The sequence below is a fragment of the Pseudomonas sp. 25 R 14 genome (assembly GCF_900004755.1).
GTDB classification, from domain to species: domain Bacteria; phylum Pseudomonadota; class Gammaproteobacteria; order Pseudomonadales; family Pseudomonadaceae; genus Aquipseudomonas; species Aquipseudomonas brenneri.
In genome coordinates, this window is record NZ_CVTS01000063.1 from 24,852 (window position 1) to 42,450 (window position 17,599).

At 61.1% G+C, this 17,599-nt stretch carries 16 protein-coding genes; 10 read left to right on the forward strand and 6 right to left on the reverse strand.

What is annotated here, in order from left to right; translation table 11 throughout:
- Window positions 1–132 precede the first annotated feature (132 nt).
- On the reverse strand, window positions 133–942 hold the full coding sequence (locus BFQ03_RS22555) for a UDP-2,3-diacylglucosamine diphosphatase (RefSeq protein WP_032857082.1): 810 nt from the start codon (window positions 940–942) through the stop codon (window positions 133–135).
- Window positions 943–1,076: 134 nt separating this feature from the next.
- Between BFQ03_RS22555 and BFQ03_RS22560 the strand changes: the two genes are divergently transcribed.
- From BFQ03_RS22560 to BFQ03_RS22570, 3 genes are all read left to right on the forward strand, one after another.
- Window positions 1,077–1,835, forward strand: coding sequence for a helix-turn-helix transcriptional regulator (locus BFQ03_RS22560; protein ID WP_032857081.1), 759 nt, complete (start codon window positions 1,077–1,079; stop codon window positions 1,833–1,835).
- 93 nt (window positions 1,836–1,928) lie between these two features.
- Complete coding sequence (locus tag BFQ03_RS22565) at window positions 1,929–2,810, forward strand: DMT family transporter (RefSeq protein WP_065944057.1); 882 nt, start codon at window positions 1,929–1,931, stop codon at window positions 2,808–2,810.
- A 128-nt stretch (window positions 2,811–2,938) separates the two neighbouring features.
- Window positions 2,939–3,220 (forward strand): hypothetical protein, encoded by a 282-nt coding sequence (locus BFQ03_RS22570; RefSeq protein ID WP_032857078.1) that lies wholly within the window; start codon window positions 2,939–2,941, stop codon window positions 3,218–3,220.
- Window positions 3,221–3,258: 38 nt separating this feature from the next.
- Here BFQ03_RS22570 and BFQ03_RS22575 read toward each other — a convergent pair whose 3' ends face one another.
- Entirely contained in the window at window positions 3,259–3,546 is a 288-nt protein-coding gene (locus BFQ03_RS22575; protein ID WP_032857076.1) for an Rdx family protein, read from the reverse strand.
- An 84-nt stretch (window positions 3,547–3,630) separates the two neighbouring features.
- On the opposite strand from BFQ03_RS22575, the gene BFQ03_RS22580 reads away from it, so the two are divergent.
- The gene (locus BFQ03_RS22580) at window positions 3,631–5,820 is read left to right on the forward strand and encodes a patatin-like phospholipase family protein (protein WP_032857075.1); all 2,190 of its coding nucleotides are present in this window, start codon (window positions 3,631–3,633) and stop codon (window positions 5,818–5,820) included.
- Window positions 5,821–5,898: 78 nt separating this feature from the next.
- On the opposite strand, the gene BFQ03_RS22585 is transcribed toward BFQ03_RS22580, so the two are convergent.
- The gene (locus BFQ03_RS22585) at window positions 5,899–6,333 is read right to left on the reverse strand and encodes a MarR family transcriptional regulator (RefSeq protein WP_032857073.1); all 435 of its coding nucleotides are present in this window, start codon (window positions 6,331–6,333) and stop codon (window positions 5,899–5,901) included.
- A gap of 121 nt (window positions 6,334–6,454) precedes the next feature.
- Window positions 6,455–8,584 carry a DNA helicase RecQ gene (gene recQ / locus BFQ03_RS22590; protein WP_032857071.1) on the reverse strand — a complete coding sequence of 710 codons (2,130 nt, stop codon included), beginning with the start codon at window positions 8,582–8,584 and terminating at the stop codon, window positions 6,455–6,457.
- A gap of 274 nt (window positions 8,585–8,858) precedes the next feature.
- Between recQ and BFQ03_RS22595 the strand changes: the two genes are divergently transcribed.
- The 3 genes from BFQ03_RS22595 (at window position 8,859) to BFQ03_RS22605 (ending at window position 13,427) form a co-directional block, all read left to right on the forward strand.
- Complete coding sequence (locus tag BFQ03_RS22595; protein ID WP_032857069.1) at window positions 8,859–9,446, forward strand: YecA/YgfB family protein; 588 nt, start codon at window positions 8,859–8,861, stop codon at window positions 9,444–9,446.
- Window positions 9,447–9,466: 20 nt separating this feature from the next.
- On the forward strand, window positions 9,467–9,853 hold the full coding sequence (locus tag BFQ03_RS22600; RefSeq protein ID WP_065944058.1) for a YbaN family protein: 387 nt from the start codon (window positions 9,467–9,469) through the stop codon (window positions 9,851–9,853).
- Window positions 9,854–9,956: 103 nt separating this feature from the next.
- The gene (locus tag BFQ03_RS22605) at window positions 9,957–13,427 is read left to right on the forward strand and encodes a hybrid sensor histidine kinase/response regulator (protein ID WP_032857066.1); all 3,471 of its coding nucleotides are present in this window, start codon (window positions 9,957–9,959) and stop codon (window positions 13,425–13,427) included.
- Between the two features lie 61 nt (window positions 13,428–13,488).
- On the opposite strand, the gene rmuC is transcribed toward BFQ03_RS22605, so the two are convergent.
- Both rmuC and BFQ03_RS22615 read right to left on the reverse strand, forming a co-directional pair.
- Window positions 13,489–14,853 (reverse strand): DNA recombination protein RmuC, encoded by a 1,365-nt coding sequence (gene rmuC / locus BFQ03_RS22610; protein ID WP_167360828.1) that lies wholly within the window; start codon window positions 14,851–14,853, stop codon window positions 13,489–13,491.
- A gap of 175 nt (window positions 14,854–15,028) precedes the next feature.
- Window positions 15,029–15,352 carry an SEL1-like repeat protein gene (locus tag BFQ03_RS22615; protein WP_032857064.1) on the reverse strand — a complete coding sequence of 108 codons (324 nt, stop codon included), beginning with the start codon at window positions 15,350–15,352 and terminating at the stop codon, window positions 15,029–15,031.
- A gap of 455 nt (window positions 15,353–15,807) precedes the next feature.
- Here BFQ03_RS22615 and BFQ03_RS22620 point away from each other — a divergent pair, with 455 nt between their 5' ends.
- The 3 genes from BFQ03_RS22620 to BFQ03_RS22630 all read left to right on the forward strand — a co-directional run bounded on the left by BFQ03_RS22620 (window position 15,808) and on the right by BFQ03_RS22630 (window position 17,577).
- Window positions 15,808–16,113, forward strand: coding sequence for a hypothetical protein (locus tag BFQ03_RS22620; protein WP_032857063.1), 306 nt, complete (start codon window positions 15,808–15,810; stop codon window positions 16,111–16,113).
- A gap of 475 nt (window positions 16,114–16,588) precedes the next feature.
- Window positions 16,589–16,813: a hypothetical protein gene (locus BFQ03_RS22625; RefSeq protein ID WP_007898912.1), complete on the forward strand. Its 225-nt coding sequence runs from the start codon at window positions 16,589–16,591 to the stop codon at window positions 16,811–16,813.
- Between the two features lie 281 nt (window positions 16,814–17,094).
- Window positions 17,095–17,577 carry a hypothetical protein gene (locus tag BFQ03_RS22630; protein ID WP_032857062.1) on the forward strand — a complete coding sequence of 161 codons (483 nt, stop codon included), beginning with the start codon at window positions 17,095–17,097 and terminating at the stop codon, window positions 17,575–17,577.
- The last annotated feature ends 22 nt before the right edge of the window (window positions 17,578–17,599 follow it).

Sequence of the window (17,599 nt, forward strand, 5' to 3'; positions counted from 1 at the left end):
GAATCAAATGTGGGAGCGGGCTTGCTCGCGAATGCGGTGTATCAGTCAACCTATCCATCACTGACCCACCGCATTCGCGAGCAAGTCGAATCGTCGCACCGCCGCTCCCACATTTTTTGACCGAGGCGATCTTCAGCCCGCTACCATCTCGGCCTTGACCTGCGCCTCTTTGGCCTGGGCATCCGCCAGTCGATACAGCTCGATATGCCCATCCCAGTGCTCGATCAACGCGGTGCACGATTCCACCCAATCCCCGCAGTTGAGGTAGTCCACCTCGCCCACCTTGCGAATCTCCGCGTGGTGGATATGCCCGCACACCACGCCGTGCAACTCGCGCTTGGTCACTTCATGGGCGATGGCTTCCTCGAAGTCACTGATAAAGCTCACCGCAGTTTTCACTTTGTGCTTGAGGTACGCCGACAGCGACCAGTAACCGTAGCCGTAGCGCGCCCGCCAGTGGTTCAGCCAGCGGTTGAGGGTCAGGGTGAATTCGTAGGCAGAGTCGCCAAGAAACGCCAGCCAGCGGTGGTAACGGGTGATCACGTCGAACTGGTCGCCGTGGATCACCAGCAGATGCCGGCCATCGGCGGTCACATGCACCGCTTCGTCGACCAACTGGATATTGCCCAGGATCAGCTTTGAATAGCGGCGCAGGAACTCGTCGTGGTTACCGGTGACGTAGATCACCTCGGTGCCGCGCTTGCTCATGGTCAGCAGGCGGCGGATCACATTGGTATGGGCCTGGGGCCAATACATGCCGCCGCGCATTTTCCAGCCGTCGATGATATCGCCCACCAGGTACACCTTGTCGGCGTGGTAGCCCTTGAGGAACTGCGACAGGTGTTCGGCCTGGCAATCCCGGGTGCCCAGGTGCACGTCGGAGATCCACAGGGTACGAACCCGTTGCTTGCGGCTGGGTTTGGCGAGCTCGGCGCTGGTCATGGGCATACCTCAAGGGTGTTTTCGCCAGCTTGCTCCCGGGCAATTAATAGCCCATGACAGTCTTGCGTCAGTCAGATGACAGCACCTGCCACTCATCGCTCGGTGTAAACTGCCGGCCTGCCCGGGAGATTGCGATGAGACCGACCCTCACGCTACGCCATTACACCCATGATCTGATTGCCCATAGCCACGACCATGCGCAACTGGTGTTCGGCCTGGCCGGCTGCCTGGATTTCGAGGTGGAAGGCATCGGCGGCGAAATCCGCCCGCAAGGGGTGATGGTCCTGCCCTTCTCCACCCATCACAGCTGTGGCAGCCCCCGGGGCAGCCAATGCCTGGTGCTGGATGTGCCCGACGAACACTGGCTGGTGCAATCTTTGGGCGAACACGCGGATGCCAGCCGGCGCCTGCTGGATCAACCGCAACGGGTGACACTGGATACCCGGCAAGGCCAATTGGTCAACTGGCTGGCGGGTAGCACACTGGACGACCCATTGATCGCCCAGCAAGGCGCGGTCTTGCTGCTGGCAACCCTCAATGGCCAATCGCCCGCCCAGCAAGGGGCACGACGCCTGCCCTATGGCGCATTCAACGCCCATATCGACCGGCATGCAGCCTACCCGCTGCAAGTCGCGGATCTGGCGCGCCTGGCAGATATCTCCGTCGCCCGCCTCCATGCACGTTTTATCGCCGAATGCGGGCTGACGCCCATGGACTATATTCGCACCCGTCGCCTGCAAATGGCCCGTGGGCTGCTGCGCGACACCCTCCTGCCGATTGGCGAGATCGCTGCGCAGGTCGGCTATGGCTCGCAAAGCGCATTTGCTGCCGCTGTCTTGCGTGCGTTCGGCCACTCTCCCGGAGCCCTGCGTCGGCTCGACAACGGGCGCTAGTCCTGCGATAAAACCGGCGATTCCCACGACAGACACCCCAGCGCACGCCGCTCTAGACTGGATGCCTGCCTGTTTACTGTTTTAAGGACTGTCATGACTCCGCGCACTGCCCTCGGCGCCTTGCATATTGGTGCATTGATGTTTGGCCTCACCGGCGTCTTCGGCAAGCTCGCCGCCGCCTCGCCGAGCATTATCGTGTTTGGTCGCGCCGCTTTCGCAGTGCTCGCCCTGGCGCTGTTCGCGCGCTTTGCCAGCAGCACGCCGTGGCAAAAACTCTACAGCACCGACTTGCGGCGCCTGTTGCTCAGCGGCTTGCTGCTGGCCGGGCATTGGGTGAGTTTCTTTATTGCGGTGAAAGTGGCCGGGGTGGCGATTGCAACGTTGGGTTTTGCCACGTTCCCGGCGTTCACCGTGATTCTCGAAGGGTTGATCTTCCGCGAGCGGATCCGCGCCAATGAAATGGTGCTGGTGGTGCTGGTCAGCGTCGGCCTGGTGCTGGTCACCCCGGACTTCGACCTCGCCAGCCAGGCCACCAGCGGCCTGATCTGGGCCGTGGCCTCCGGTCTATTGTTCTCGCTGCTGTCGTTGAACAACCGGGCCAGCGGCAGCATCCCGCCGGTACAGGCCGCACTGTGCCAGAACGTGGTGGTGGCGCTGTGCCTATTGCCCGTTGCCGCACCCGGTCTCAGCGAAGTGCGCGCCCTGGACTGGCTGTGGATCGGTCTGCTGGGGGTGTTCTGTACCGGCCTGGCCCACAGCCTGTTTGTCGCCAGCCTCAAAGTGCTCAAGGCACGCACCGCGGCGGTGGTGTTCGCCATGGAGCCGGTGTACGGCATCACCGTGGCCTGGTTGCTGTTTGGCGAAAACCCGACCTTGCGCATGCTGCTCGGCGGCACGCTGATCATTGCCGCCATCGTCGTCTCCGGCCTGATGAGCCGCCCCGCCAAGGCCAAACAGCCGGCAGTCGTGGCCTGATCTATACTTTTTGTATCCGCAACAGTCAGCAGTCGTTCAACGGATACAGACTCCTCGACGACAGCCGTGGTCCTTGAAGTTGCTGCATGCGAGTGGTCACTCCCCTAACGTTACGCAGGAGTTTCACCATGGACATGTTCATCACCCTGATCATTCAGATCATCAGTGGCGCAGTCGGCGGCAATATCGCTGGCCTGAGCAAGCAAGGCCTGGGCTCCGGGCTCAATACCGTGGTCGGCGGCGTCGGCGGCCTGGTGCTGGGGCAGATCCTCGCAGCCATCACTGGCATGCCCGCCGGGGGCGCGCTGGATATTGCCGCCGTCGGCAGCAATATCGTCGGCGGGGGCGTGGGCGGCCTGGTGTTGACGTTTGTCGTCGGCTGGATCAAAAACAAGATGGCGGCCAAATAAACCGCCCGTCACTGCCGGCCCAGCGCCGGCAGTGCCTTTTACTGCACGCGATCGTTGTGGCCCAGGTCGCGCTGCGGATCAATCTGGTCGCGCACCCGTTGCTTGAGCACCTTGGCCTCCGGGAACCCGCCATCGGCCTTGCGCTCCCAGATCTGCACGCCGTCACAGGTAATCCGAAATGCCCCGCCGGTCGCCGGTTCCAGTGCCACTTTGCCGAGGTCGTCAGCAAACGTGCTCAGCAGTTCCTGGGCCAGCCACGCGGCGCGCAGCAGCCACTGGCACTGGGTGCAATAGGTGATAACAATCTCGGGCTTGGACGCAGACATAAAATGAAGAACTCCTGAGATGACGAGACAGGGGAATCGGATGGCTATAATACCGACCTTTGCCGTCCAGCCCCGAGATTGATGATGCGCCGCCTGTTGTCCTGCCTGCTGCTGTGCCTGCTCCCTCTCCTTGCCCAAGCCGTTGAAGCACCACGCCCGAAGATCGGCCTGGTGCTCTCCGGCGGCGCCGCCCGTGGCCTGGCGCACATTGGTGTGCTCAAGGCCCTGGAGGAGCAAGGTATTCACATCGACGCCATTGCCGGCACCAGCATGGGCGCGGTGATTGGCGGGCTCTATGCGTCAGGCTACAAGATCGACGAACTGGAAAAGCTCGCACTGAGCATCGACTGGCAACTGGCATTGTCCGATGCCCCGCCCAGGGAAGACGTACCGTTCCGGCGCAAGCAGGATGATCGGGACTTCCTGATCAAGCAGAAGCTGAGCTTTCGCGACGATGGCAGCCTCGGCCTGCCCCTGGGCGTGATCCAGGGCCAGAACCTGGCGCTGTTGCTCGAAAGCATGTTCGCCCACAGCAGCGACACCCGCGACTTCGACAAACTGCCAATCCCCTTTCGCGCCGTGGCCACCGATATCACCAGTGGCGAAAAAGTGGTGTTTCGCAAAGGCCACCTGCCCCAGGTGATTCGCGCCAGCATGTCGATCCCAGCGGTGTTCGCCCCGGTGGAGCTGGACGGCCGCCTACTGGTGGACGGCGGCATGACCGACAACATCCCCCTGGATGTGGCGCGGGAGATGGGGGTCGATATCGCCATCGTGGTGGATATCGGCACGCCGCTGCGCAGCCGCAAGCAACTGGCGACGGTGGTGGACGTACTCAACCAATCCATCACCCTGATGACCCGCAAGAACTCCGAAGAACAACTCAAGGCCCTGCAGCCCGGCGACGTGCTGATCCAGCCGCCATTGGCCGCTTATGGCGTGACCGACTTTGGCCGCGCCGAGGACATGATCGACGCCGGCTACCGCGCCACCCGCGCGCTGGATACCCGCCTGGCACGCCTGCGCCCCACAGGCTCAGTAGATGCCGAACTGACCGCCGCCCGCACGCCCGGCCAACGTAACCCGATAGTGACCGCGATCAGGGTGGAGAACGACTCGAAAGTCGGCGACGACGTGATCCGCTACTACATCCGCCAGCCGATTGGCGAACCGCTGAACCTGGCCCGCCTGCAATCAGACATGGGCACCCTGTACGGCCTGGATTACTTCGAACAGGTGCAATACCGGGTAGTGAAGAAAGGTCCGGACAACACCCTGGTCATCAGCGCGCGCGGTAAACGCAGCGGCACCGACTACCTGCGCCTGGGGCTCAACCTGTCCGATGATATGCGCGGTGACAGTGCCTTCAACCTTGGCGCCAGCTACCGCGTCAATGGCATCAACCGCCTCGGTGCCGAATGGCTGACACGGGTGCAGATCGGTGATCGCCAGGAGCTGTACAGCGAGTTCTATCAGCCGATGGATACCGGCTCACGCTATTTCGTCGCGCCCTATATCAGCGCCCAGGCGCAAAACGTCGAACTGATCCTGGATAACGATCCGATCTCTGAATACCGTCTGGAACGCTATGGTTTTGGCCTGAACGTCGGCCGACAGATTGGTAACAACGGCGAAATTCGCTTCGGCGTCGGCGAAGCCTGGGGCAAGGCCGATGTGCGCATCGGCGACCGCGACTTGCCAAGTGTGAGCTTCAGCGAGGGTTTCTATGAGCTCAAGTACTCGTTCGACTCCCTGGACAACGTGTACTTCCCCCACACGGGTGAGGATATTGGCCTGGCCTACCGTGAGTTCGAACCGGGCCTGGGCTCTGACCAGCGCTACCGGCAATGGGAGCTCAAGCTGGACAAGGCCATGAGCCACGGTCCGGACACCCTGGTGCTGGGCGGGCGCTATGGGCGCACTCTGGACGATTCGGACGTGGTGATCTCCAGCTTCCTGCTGGGTGGTGCGCGACAACTGTCAGGGTTCCGCCAGGATGCGATTTCCGGGCAGAACATCAGCCTGATGCGCGCCGTCTACTACCGCCGCCTGACCCCACGTTCGTACTTGCCACTGGATTTCCCACTGTACCTGGGCGCCTCCCTGGAACGCGGGCGGGCGTGGAACAACGACAATGAATTCGACAGTGGCTACATCAATGCCGCGAGCATCTTCCTCGGGTTCGATACGCCGCTGGGGCCGTTGAATTTCAGCTATGGGTTTAATGATGACAATCAGAAGGCGGTGTACCTGAACCTCGGCCAGACCTTCTAAAACAGCCCTTGACCAATGTGGAGCGAACTTGTGTGGGAGCGGGCTTGCTCCCACATTTTGATCAGCGGCGTAGTCGGCTCAGGTCTTTTCCAGATTAGCCAGGATGTGCCCGTGCACCCGCATGCACACCCGCATATCCTCTTCATCAACACCGACGAACAGTTCCTGGCGCAAGGCAGTAGCAATCGTCTCGATCTGCTCGATCAATGGCCGTGCGGTATCACACAGCACAATGCGCTTGGCACGCCGATCTTCCACCACAGCCTGGCGTTGCACCAGGCCCTGGCCTTCCAGGCTATCGAGCAAACGCGCCAATGTGGGCCCTTCCACCCCGACACTCTGTGCCAATTCGCGCTGGGTCGGCGCTTCTTCAAAGCGGGCAAGATGCAGCAGTACCAGCCAGCGTGCCTGGGACAAACCCAGCCCCGCCAGGCGGCGATCCAGTTCGGCGCGCCAGCCACGGGACATTTGCGCCAACTGCATGCCAAAACGGTGTTGATCGGTTAACGGCATAAAAAACTCATGGGTTAGACTGAAAATAAAGTGTGGCTAATTATTAGTCAGCTAAGCATGACCCATGACAGTAGGCAAGGTTTGCAATGTACTGATTCGTTACATTGTCGTAATTGACGCATCAAATCTCGAATTCCGACTGCAAAGCGGCCCGTACGCAGTACAAAACGCCCTCGGGCACCCGGCCGGTAAACAGCGGCGCTATATCGGAAACAGGTGGTAATTCGCCTTCGCCGTCGAGAAACGCGTCCTGGATTTCACCGAGCAAGTCTTCCGGCAAGTCGAGGGCCTGCTCCAGTGACAGTTGCTGCTTGCCGATGGACTCGGCCAGCAAGGTGTAGACGTTCTTTTCCGAGCACTGCAACTGCCCCGCAATCTGGATCGGTGTCATACCGGCACGGGCCAGGCTGATCAGCTCGTGGCGGATATCGGCGACTTCCTTCGGCGCCTCGGCCTGGCCGCCAAGGACTTCCAGGAAGGCCTGGCCATAACGCTCCAGCTTGCGCGCGCCAACACCACTGACCCTGGCCATTTCGGCCATGGTGGTGGGCTGCTCGCGCAACATCTCCAGCAAGGTGGAGTCGGGGAAGATGACGTAAGGCGGCACGCTGTGCTCTTGCGCCAGCTTGCGGCGCAATGCACGCAGGGCTTCCCACTGTTCGCGTTCTTCGCCACGCACCAGTTGGCTGGCCTGGCTGGTGCTGTTGGACTTGGCAGTGGTCTGCGGCTTGAGGTCGCGGCGCAGCTCCAGGCTGACCTCGCCCTTGAGCAGTGGCCGGCAACTGTCGTTCAGGCGCAAGCCGCCATAGCCTTCGAGGTCGATATCCACCAGGCCACGGGCCACCATCTGGCGGAACAGCGAGCGCCATTCGCCTTCGGCACGCGCCTTGCCCACGCCATACACCGACAGGTGCTGGTGACCAAAGCTGCGGATTTTTTCGTTGTCCTTGCCCAGCAGCACATCGACCAGATGACCAACACCATAACGCTGGCCAGTACGGAAGATCGCCGATAGGCCCTGGCGCGCCGGCTCGGTGGCATCCCAGGTCTGCACGCCGTCCACGCAGTTATCGCAATGCCCGCACGGCTGGGGCATGTCTTCGTCGAAATACGCGAGCAGGGTCTGGCGACGGCAGCGGGTTTCTTCACACAGCGACAGCATGGCATCGAGCTTGTGCTGCTCCAGGCGCTTGTGGCGCTCATCGCCTTCGGAGTTCTGCAGCATCTGCTTGAGCATCACCACATCTTGCAGGCCGTAGACCATCCACGCGTCCGCCGGCAGGCCATCACGGCCGGCACGCCCGGTTTCCTGGTAGTACGCCTCAAGGGACTTGGGCAGGTCCATGTGAGCGACAAAGCGCACGTTGGACTTGTCGATGCCCATGCCAAACGCAATAGTCGCCACCATAATCAGGCCCTCCTCGTTGAGGAAGCGCTTCTGATGATAGGCCCGCAACTCGTTGGGCAGGCCGGCGTGATACGGCAATGCGGGATAGCCCTGCTCACAGAGGAACGCGGCCACTTCATCGACCTTCTTGCGCGACAGGCAGTAGACAATGCCGGCATCGCTGCGCCGCTCCGAAAGGAACGCCAGCAACTGCTTGCGCGGCTGCTCCTTGGGTACGATGCGATAAAAGATATTGGGACGGTCGAAGCTGGAGAGAAAACGCTCGGCATTCTGCAGGTGCAGGCGCTCGACGATTTCTTCGCGGGTGCGCTTGTCGGCCGTGGCAGTCAGGGCGATGCGCGGCACATTGGGGAACAGTTCGGCCAGTTGCCCCAGTTGCAGGTATTCACGCCGGAAATCGTGACCCCATTGGGACACGCAGTGGGCCTCGTCGATGGCGAACAGGGAGATTTCCAGGCTCTGCAAAAACGCCAGCATCCGCGGCTGCACCAGGCGCTCGGGCGCCAGGTAGAGCATCTTCACTTCACCACGGCGGATCCGCGCGGCCAGGTCGCGTTGCTGTTCGGCGCTCAGGGTCGAGTTCAATGCAGCGGCGGCGACACCCAGTTCTTCCAGGGTAGCCACTTGATCGTCCATCAGCGCGATCAACGGCGAGACCACCACTGCCAGCCCTTCGCGCAACAATGCAGGCACCTGGAAGCACAACGACTTGCCGCCACCGGTAGGCATCAGGACCAGCGCATCACCACCGCTGGCCACGCGCTCAATGATCGCACCCTGGCGGCCACGAAAGCTGTCGTAGCCGAAGATGTCCTTGAGGACGCGTTGAGCCTGTTCAAGCATGAAAAACTCCAAATTCCACCGAAATCCCTCTGTACAGGCTGGCTGAAAAAGCGCGCCCGGCCGGAAAATAATCCGTAAGCGAACTTTTCCCGCAACCACCTCCGGCCTGCAGGGGCATCACAAAACGCGGCAGTATACCCGAGCACTCTGCGGCAAAGGGCGCCACTGACGAATAGCGGCCCATCTGAAAACCTTGCAAATATGCAGTGCGGCTGGCCTGCACGCTCAAGAAAGCCTAGAATTCAGCATCGTTTATTCCCAAGGTAGTCTTTCAATGTCCTTCGCTGAGCAACTAAACCGCCTGCAAGCCTTCCTCGATGCCGATGAGCTGCATGACGAGGCGCTGGACTATGTGGCCGCCCACGGCTACCTGACCGCGCTGTCGATCTGCTCGGAGCCGGTACCTGATCGCGAATGGATCGACGCGCTGTTCGCCGAAGAACCTCATTACAAGGACGAGGCCCAGCGCACCGAAATCGAAGAAACCCTGGTCCAGCTCAAGGCCCACATCTCCCGCCAACTGGCGTCCGATGAAGAATTCGAGCTGCCATGCGACCTCGACCTCGGCGAGGAGCCGGATGACTCCGACCTGCGCGGCTGGTGCATCGGTTTCATGGAAGGCGTATTCCTGCGCGAAGCGGCCTGGTTCGAAACCGCCGAAGAAGAAGTCAGCGAAATGCTGCTGCCGATCATGGTCGGTTCCGGTCTGTTCGACGACCAACCTGAGTTCGCCGATATCGCCAGCGATGCCAACCTGATGGACGACATGATCGTACAGATCCCGGAAGCACTGACCGCCCTGTACCTGCTGTGCAACGCCCCCGACGAAAAACCGGCGATCCTCAAGCCTCGCCACCACTGAGTCCCCCGCCCGTGGCGCCCATGGGCAACCGTTCCCCGATTGTGCGCTACGCACTGCTGGCCATTGGCTGGTTGAGCGTCACACTCGGGGTGATCGGGATCTTCCTGCCGGTCTTGCCAACCACCCCCTTCCTGTTATTGGCTGCCGGCTGCTTTGCCCGCAGCTCACCGCGTTTCTACCACTGGCTGGTCAACCATCCGCGCCTGGGCCCCTGGATTCGGGATTATCTGGATGGCAACGGCATCCCGCTCAAGGGCAAGGTGTACGCCATCGGCCTGATGTGGTTGAGCATCGGTCTGTCCTGTTACCTGGTGCCATTGCCCTGGGCACGTGGATTCATGCTGACCAGTGCGGTGCTGGTGACAATCTACATCCTGCGCCAGAAAACCCTGCCGCCACGATTGTAGGCCCCCCCTACACGACCTTCGTCGACACTGACTAACCCCGAGCATCATGCGAGACTGTCGTCCCGGGCCTGGAAGCCTGGGTGTTCTTATGTCCGGAGTACTCATGACGCTGTCCAGCGGGCTGATCGCCGCCGTTGCCCTGGCCTATATGGCCATTATGTTTGCCATCGCCTTCTACGGTGACCGCCGCCACGCGCCGCTGCCGCCACGGGTGCGTGCGTGGGTGTATAGCCTCTCGCTGGCGGTGTACTGCACCAGTTGGACCTTCTTTGGCGCTGTGGGCCAGGCCGCAGAACAATTGTGGGCATTTTTACCGATCTACCTGGGCCCCGTACTGCTGCTGGTGCTGGCGCCCTGGGTCCTGCAAAAGATGATTCTGATCAGCAAGCAGGAAAACATTACCTCCATCGCTGACTTTATCGCTGCGCGCTATGGCAAATCCCAGTCCCTGGCGGTGGTGGTGGCGCTGATCTGCCTGGTCGGCGTGCTGCCTTATATTGCCCTGCAACTCAAAGGCATCGTGCTAGGGGTCAACCTGCTGATTGGCGCCGGCGCCGATGCCACCGGCACACGGGCCCAGGACACCGCCCTGATCGTGTCCCTGGTGCTGGCGCTGTTCACCATTGTGTTCGGCACCCGCAACCTCGACGCCACCGAGCACCACCGTGGCATGGTGCTGGCGATTGCCTTTGAATCCCTGGTCAAGCTGTTCGCATTTCTCGCCGTCGGCGCGTTTGTCACCTACGGCCTGTACGACGGTTTCAACGACCTGTTCAGCCAGGCGATGCTCGCGCCGAGGCTGGAGGAATACTGGAAAGAGACCGTCAACTGGCCGTCGATGGTGGTACAGACCGGCGTGGCGATGATGGCGATTATCTGCCTGCCCCGGCAGTTCCACGTCACCGTGGTGGAGAACATCGAGCCCCAGGACCTGCGCCTGGCCAAGTGGGTCTTCCCAGCCTACCTGGTGCTGGCCGCGCTGTTTGTGGTGCCGATTGCCCTGGGCGGCAAGATGCTGCTGCCAAGCTCAGTGCTGCCAGACTCCTACGTGATCAGCCTGCCCCTGGCCGAAGCCCATCCGGCCCTGGCGCTGCTGGCATTTATCGGCGGTGCTTCGGCAGCGACCGGTATGGTCATCGTCGCCAGTGTGGCGCTGTCGACCATGGTGTCCAACGATATGCTGCTGCCGTGGCTGCTGCGCCGCACCAACGCCGAGCGCCCATTCGAAGTCTTCCGCCACTGGATGCTCTCGGTGCGCCGGGTCAGCATCGTGATTATTCTGCTGTTGGCCTATGTCAGCTATCGCCTGCTCGGCTCCACTGCCAGCCTGGCGACCATCGGCCAGATCGCCTTTGCCGCCGTAACCCAACTGGCACCGGCGATGCTCGGCGCGCTGTACTGGAAGCAGGCCAACCGTCGCGGCGTGTTTGCCGGCCTGGCGGCGGGCACCTTCCTGTGGTTCTACACCCTGGTGTTGCCGATTGCCGCCCATAGCCTGGGCTGGTCACTGGATATCTTCCCGGGGCTGGCCTGGCTGCATGGCAACCCGCTGGGGCTGCCGATCACACCGCTGACCCAGGGCGTGGTGCTGTCCCTGGCCGGTAACTTCACCCTGTTTGCCTGGGTCTCGGTGCTGTCGCGCACACGGGTCTCGGAGCATTGGCAGGCCGGGCGGTTTATCGGCCAGGAAACCAGCCAGCGCGCCAGTGCGCGGTCCATGCTGTCGGTGCAGATCAATGACCTGTTGAGCCTGGCTGCGCGTTTTGTCGGCGAAGAACGGGCGCAGCAAAGCTTCATCCGTTTTGCCTACCGCCAAGGCAAAGGTTTTAACCCCAACCAGAATGCCGACAACGACTGGATTGCCCACACCGAGCGGCTGCTGGCGGGCGTACTGGGTGCCTCATCCACGCGGGCGGTGGTGAAAGCGGCGATTGAAGGCCGCGAAATGCAGCTGGAGGACGTAGTCCGTATCGCTGACGAAGCCTCCGAAGTGCTGCAGTTCAACCGAGCGCTGTTGCAAGGCGCAATCGAGAACATCACCCAAGGCATCAGCGTGGTGGATCAGTCCCTCAAGCTGGTGGCCTGGAACCGCCGCTACCTGGAGCTGTTCAACTACCCCGACGGCCTGATCAGCGTCGGCCGGCCGATTGCCGACATTATTCGCTACAACGCCGAGCGCGGGCTGTGCGGCCCGGGCGAAGCCGAAGTCCACGTGGCGCGGCGCCTGCACTGGATGCGCCAGGGCCGCGCGCATACCTCAGAACGGCTATTTCCCAACGGCCGGGTGATCGAACTGATCGGCAACCCGATGCCCGGTGGTGGGTTCGTCATGAGTTTCACCGACATCACCGCCTTCCGCGAGGCCGAACAGGCCCTGACCGAGGCCAATGAAGGCCTGGAACAGCGGGTCACCGAACGCACCCATGAACTGTCGCAACTCAATGTTGCCCTGACCGATGCCAAAGGCGTGGCCGAGTCGGCCAACCAGTCGAAAACCCGCTTCCTCGCCGCCGTCAGCCATGACCTGATGCAGCCCCTTAACGCGGCACGCCTGTTCTCCGCTGCCCTCTCCCACCAGAGCGAAGGCTTGTCCGGAGAGGCCCGGCAATTGGTGCAGCACCTGGACAGTTCGCTGCGCTCAGCCGAAGACCTGATCAGCGACTTGCTGGATATCTCGCGCCTGGAAAACGGCAAGATCAATCCCCAGCGCCAGCCGTTTGCCTTGAGTGAGTTGTTCGACGCACTGGGTGCGGAGTTCAAGGTGCTGGCCCAGGAGCAAGGCTTGCGCTTCCGCCTGCGTGGCAGCCGCTTGCGCGTCGACAGTGATATCAAGCTGCTGCGGCGGATTCTGCAGAATTTCCTGACCAACGCCTTCCGTTATGCCCACGGCCCGGTGCTGCTGGGTGTACGTCGGCGTCGCGGCGAACTGCGCCTGGAGGTGTGGGACCGTGGCCCGGGAATTCCGCTGGATAAACAGAAAGTGATCTTCGAAGAGTTCAAGCGCCTGGACAGCCACCAGACCCGTGCCGAGAAGGGTCTGGGGCTTGGCCTGGCCATCGCTGACGGGCTGTGCCGCGTACTCGGCCACCGCTTGCGCGTGCGCTCGTGGCCCGGCAAAGGCAGCGTGTTCAGCGTCAGCGTACCGCTGGCCAAGGCGCAGACCCACTTGCAGGTACAAGCCGCGCCGGACAAGGGCCTGCCACTGAGCGGCGCCCAGGTGCTGTGCGTGGACAATGAAGACAGCATCCTGATTGGCATGCGCAGCCTGTTGAGTCGCTGGGGCTGCCAGGTCTGGACCGCACGCGATCAGGCGCAATGCGCGGCGTTGCTGGCCGAAGGCATGCGCCCGCAACTGGCCCTGGTCGATTACCACCTGGACCATGGCGAGACGGGGACCGAGTTGATGGGCTGGCTGCGTGCACAACTGGCGGAGCCGATTCCGGGGGTGGTGATCAGCGCCGATGGCCGGCCGGAGATGGTGGCCGAGGTGCACGCAGCGGGGCTGGACTACCTGGCCAAGCCGGTGAAGCCGGCGGCGTTGCGGGCGCTGCTGAACCGGCATCTGCCTTTGTAACGTGTGGGAGCTGGCTTGCCCTAATGCCACACAAGCCTGCTCCCACATTGGGGTTCCGCGTTTAATCAGGGAGTTGGGCGACGCCATCTTCATCAGTCATCGCTTTTTCCAGCAGCTCGGACGGCAAGCCTTTGCTGGCACGCGCCCCCAGCAGCTTCAACTGCTCGACCCGGCTGACCAGATTTCCGCGACCATCTGTAAGTTTATTACGCGCTGCACTGTAAGCCTTATCCAACTGCTGCAATCGATTGCCCACTTCATCCAGATCCTGGATAAACAGCACGAACTTGTCGTACAGCCAGCCGGCGCGCTCGGCGATTTCCCGGGCGTTCTGGCTTTGCCGCTCCTGCTTCCACAGGCTGTCGATCACCCGCAGGGTCGCCAGCAAGGTGGTCGGGCTGACGATCACGATATGGCGGTCGAAGGCTTCCTGGAACAGGTTCGGCTCGGCCTGCAACGCGGCGGAAAACGCCGCCTCGATAGGCACGAACAACAACACGAAATCCAGGCTGTGCAAGCCTTCCAGCCGCTTGTAGTCCTTGCCGGCCAAGCCTTTGACATGGTTGCGCAGCGACAATACGTGCTGCTTGAGGGCAACCTGGCCGATCACCTCGTCATCGGCCGCCACGTACTGCTGATAGGCCGTCAGGCTGACCTTGGAGTCGACCACCACCTGCTTGTCGCCCGGCAACATGATCAGCACGTCCGGCTGGAAACGCTCGCCATCCGGGCCTTTGAGGCTGACTTGGGTCTGGTACTCGCGGCCTTTCTCCAGGCCCGCATGTTCCAGCACCCGCTCCAGAATCAACTCGCCCCAGTTACCCTGGGTCTTCTGCCCCTTGAGGGCGCGGGTGAGGTTAGTGGCTTCGTCCGACAGGCGCAGGTTCAATTGCTGCAGGCGCTCCAGCTCCTTGGCCAGGGAAAAACGCTCGCGCGCCTCGTTCTGATAGCTTTCTTCCACGCGTTTTTCGAACGACTGGATGCGCTCCTTCAACGGGTCGAGCAATTGCCCCAGGCGCTGCTGGCTGGTTTCGGCAAACCGCTGCTCGCGCTCGTCGAAGATTTTCCCCGCAAGCTCGGCGAACTGCGCGCGCAGTTCATCCCGCGAGCCTTGCAGGTCGTTGAGGCGCTGTTGATGACTGTCCTGCTGCTCGCGCAGTTCGGCGCGCAGGGAGGCCGACAAGGCGTCCAGGCGACGCAGTTCCCCTTCCTTGCCGGAGCGCTCGATGTTCCAGGCGTGGGCCGCATCACGTGCGTTATCGCGGTCGATCTGCAGCAACTCGACTTCCCGGCGCACCGCTGCCAGATCCGCCTGTTTCGCCGCATTGGCCTGGCTCAGGTCGCTGATTTCGTCACGACTGGCGTCCAGTTGCGCGGCCAGTCCTTCCTGGGCCATCTGCGCCGTAGCCAGGCGCTCCTCCAACAGCTCCCAACCGGCGCTGCGTGCATTCAGGCGGCGCTGGATCTGCCAGCACAGGACCAACAAAGGCAACGCCGCAGCGGCGAGACCCAGCGCAACACTGGTCCAGTCAAAAGCCATAGCCATTCCTGCCATTACGGTAAAAGAGGAAGGTTAACCAAGCAGGCGCTTCGTGGACAGCTCAGTCTTTGATCTGACCCAGTTCACGCTGGGCGCCCAGGTCGCCGGCACGGGCGGCCTGGCGCAGGAGGTCGTGGCCGATGCGACGATCCCTGGCATTGCCGCACTCGCGACACATCAACAGGCCCAGGCGGCTCTGTGCCACAACCACCCCTTCACGCGCCGGTTGCTTGAGCAGACGCCCGGCAAAATGCTTGATATTGGGGTTGTCGCCAATGCGCGGGCTATCCAGCAGCCACAGGGCAACCTTCAAGGAGAAACGCTTGGGTGCGGTAACACTCGGAGGGTTATCGGTAACAGAAGGTGATACGGAGCGAAACTTCATAAAGCACTGTAGGGCAGAACGGAAGGCGCGCCACTCTACTCCTTTTTTCGTACGCGTAAAGCTGAAAAAACCCTGCACGCCCGTTCTAGAGCAAGCGCTTGGGACAATCCACAGAAGCTGTGGATAACTCAGTGGACAACCGTGCTTTAACTCGCGCAAAGCCCCATGGAACGGGGGCCGCGCTTAAACTGACGATTTTTTCACCAATAAAAAAAAGCCAGGTTTTTCATTGACTTAAATTTTAGACGCAGGCATTCGTAAGCCAATCCTGCACGCTGCCATCCCGGTGACACACTGCGCAACCAATGTGCACAACTACCTGCCTGGCGGTTATATCCCCACCGTTTTGTGGCCCAACAGCACGGCAAAACGTTACGGGTGACATCTAAACGCCACTTTTCAAACGACCCTGGTCTCGCCACACTGTTGGCCCTACAGCAAGGAGGCGCCGCTTCATGAAAGGGATCCTGGTGTTCGCATTACTGCTACTCGCCGTTTGTGTGATGTCCCTGGGGATCAATGCCGCACTGCCCTCCCCTGACGGCGCGCTGTTTGCCATCGCAATCCTGTTGTCGGCGGCCTTCACGGCAATCAGCCTGTGCATCGAGTTGGGGGATGGGCGGATCAATGCCATGCAGGATGTAATGAGAGTCATAGAAACCGGCCAATCCCTACGCCTGACCCTGGCGGCCTACGCGCTGGGCTGTTCGTTGGCGGCGGCGGCAACAGTGCTGGTTTATCGCGCTCTGATGGGCGGCTGATTGAAGTATTTTTGCTAACACACTTGCTTTACCCGTTTCAAGCCATTACTATCTGCGGCGTTAGTACCAAGCTGAAAGTCAATTCTGGTCGAACAAATCCCCGCGACGTAGCTTCCCTAAAGAGAAGTTCTGTCAATCTTGATGGGATCGACCACCTCGATGGTTTCCAGGTATCACTTGCGACGACACTGCCTTTGAACAATGCAAAGGGTGTCGCGAAGTCTCCATACTCTGACCGAACCAACCTGCAGATTGATCAGGATCTTCACCCTGGGCCCAGAACCTTTGCCCCTGTTGTGTTGCCTGCCCTCCTAAGTACCTACCTGCCAGCCCAAGCGCGCCAAACTATTTAGCGCTTCAAACTGGCTGCTTTGTTCCAGTCGGGTTCTTCGCATGATCAATGGTGATCAGCGTCACTGGAACGTTTTAACGTTGCACGGTTCTTATCCGTGTCATTTGTAGGAACACCCATAATATGTCCACTCAAATCCATACTCAGGATGCCATTCGCACCCTCACCAATGCTTTTGCCCCAATGAACTGCCTGATCATGGCCGCTCGCAAAGGCTGCTTCAGCTTCACCCTGGTCAACGAACACGGCATCGCTCGTCACAGCGAACGCCTGTACCCCGATCAATACTCCAGCGCAGAGCCGCTGCAGGCCGTGATCGAGCGTACCCGTCAGGCCCTGGTTGCCTGATTGACCCGACGCTGAACATCGAAAACCCTGCCCACAAGGCAGGGTTTTTTATTGCCTGCGATTCGCGGTTTTTGCCGAGGTCCTTTAGGCCAAACAGATATAACGCTTATAACCACCAGCCAGAAATATTTTAAAAACAGTCCTTTACGTCGCGAATCTGACACTACACTTCAACTCAGGCGGCATGTTCCGCCTCCGGCGAGCCTGAGATCCGATCCACCGCTGCCAAGCCCCCCCCCTTCTCAGGCCTCGTCGACCATTTATAGGGTTTCGAGGGTTTTATGGGCATTGCCGCCAGCGAATTGTGTCGCTATGTGATCCGCCCCACGCTGATTTACCTGGGTCGCCACAGCCAGACCGCAGAAACCCTGCTGCTGGGGGTCGCCGCCAGCCAATCGGAACTGGGCTCGGCCTTGCACGACCGACGCGGCCACGGTTTGTATCGCATTACCGAAACCCGCCACAGAGCCCTGTGGGATGACTACCTGGCCCTCGACCCGGAACGTGCCAGCCTGGTGCGCGGCCTCGCCAGCCAGCATGCCTTCCTCAGCGGGCCGCAGTTGGAGCTGACCGTCAACCTGCGTTACGCCACCGCTATCGCCTGGTTGCTGGTGGAACAACACCGCCCCGAACTGCCTCGATCCGACGATGTGTTGGCCATGGCCCGTATCTGGAAAGAAATATTTCATCCTCAGGGCCGCCTGCGCGATTACACCCATGCCTGGCAAACCTGTGTATCACCCGTGAATCAGGTCGCCTGCTGATCGGGCACTTTGCAAGATTCGG

Coding starts and splice junctions, on each gene's coding strand:
- BFQ03_RS22625 (WP_007898912.1), top strand. CDS start 16,589: ATGTCCACTCAAATCCATACTCAGGATGCCATTCGCACCCTCACCAAT.
- BFQ03_RS22630 (WP_032857062.1), top strand. CDS start 17,095: ATGGGCATTGCCGCCAGCGAATTGTGTCGCTATGTGATCCGCCCCACG.
- BFQ03_RS22565 (WP_065944057.1), top strand. CDS start 1,929: ATGACTCCGCGCACTGCCCTCGGCGCCTTGCATATTGGTGCATTGATG.
- BFQ03_RS22585 (WP_032857073.1), bottom strand. CDS start 6,333: ATGCCGTTAACCGATCAACACCGTTTTGGCATGCAGTTGGCGCAAATG.
- BFQ03_RS22605 (WP_032857066.1), top strand. CDS start 9,957: ATGACGCTGTCCAGCGGGCTGATCGCCGCCGTTGCCCTGGCCTATATG.
- BFQ03_RS22620 (WP_032857063.1), top strand. CDS start 15,808: ATGAAAGGGATCCTGGTGTTCGCATTACTGCTACTCGCCGTTTGTGTG.
- BFQ03_RS22560 (WP_032857081.1), top strand. CDS start 1,077: ATGAGACCGACCCTCACGCTACGCCATTACACCCATGATCTGATTGCC.
- BFQ03_RS22555 (WP_032857082.1), bottom strand. CDS start 942: ATGACCAGCGCCGAGCTCGCCAAACCCAGCCGCAAGCAACGGGTTCGT.
- recQ (WP_032857071.1), bottom strand. CDS start 8,584: ATGCTTGAACAGGCTCAACGCGTCCTCAAGGACATCTTCGGCTACGAC.
- BFQ03_RS22595 (WP_032857069.1), top strand. CDS start 8,859: ATGTCCTTCGCTGAGCAACTAAACCGCCTGCAAGCCTTCCTCGATGCC.
- BFQ03_RS22570 (WP_032857078.1), top strand. CDS start 2,939: ATGGACATGTTCATCACCCTGATCATTCAGATCATCAGTGGCGCAGTC.
- BFQ03_RS22615 (WP_032857064.1), bottom strand. CDS start 15,352: ATGAAGTTTCGCTCCGTATCACCTTCTGTTACCGATAACCCTCCGAGT.
- BFQ03_RS22600 (WP_065944058.1), top strand. CDS start 9,467: ATGGGCAACCGTTCCCCGATTGTGCGCTACGCACTGCTGGCCATTGGC.
- BFQ03_RS22580 (WP_032857075.1), top strand. CDS start 3,631: ATGCGCCGCCTGTTGTCCTGCCTGCTGCTGTGCCTGCTCCCTCTCCTT.
- BFQ03_RS22575 (WP_032857076.1), bottom strand. CDS start 3,546: ATGTCTGCGTCCAAGCCCGAGATTGTTATCACCTATTGCACCCAGTGC.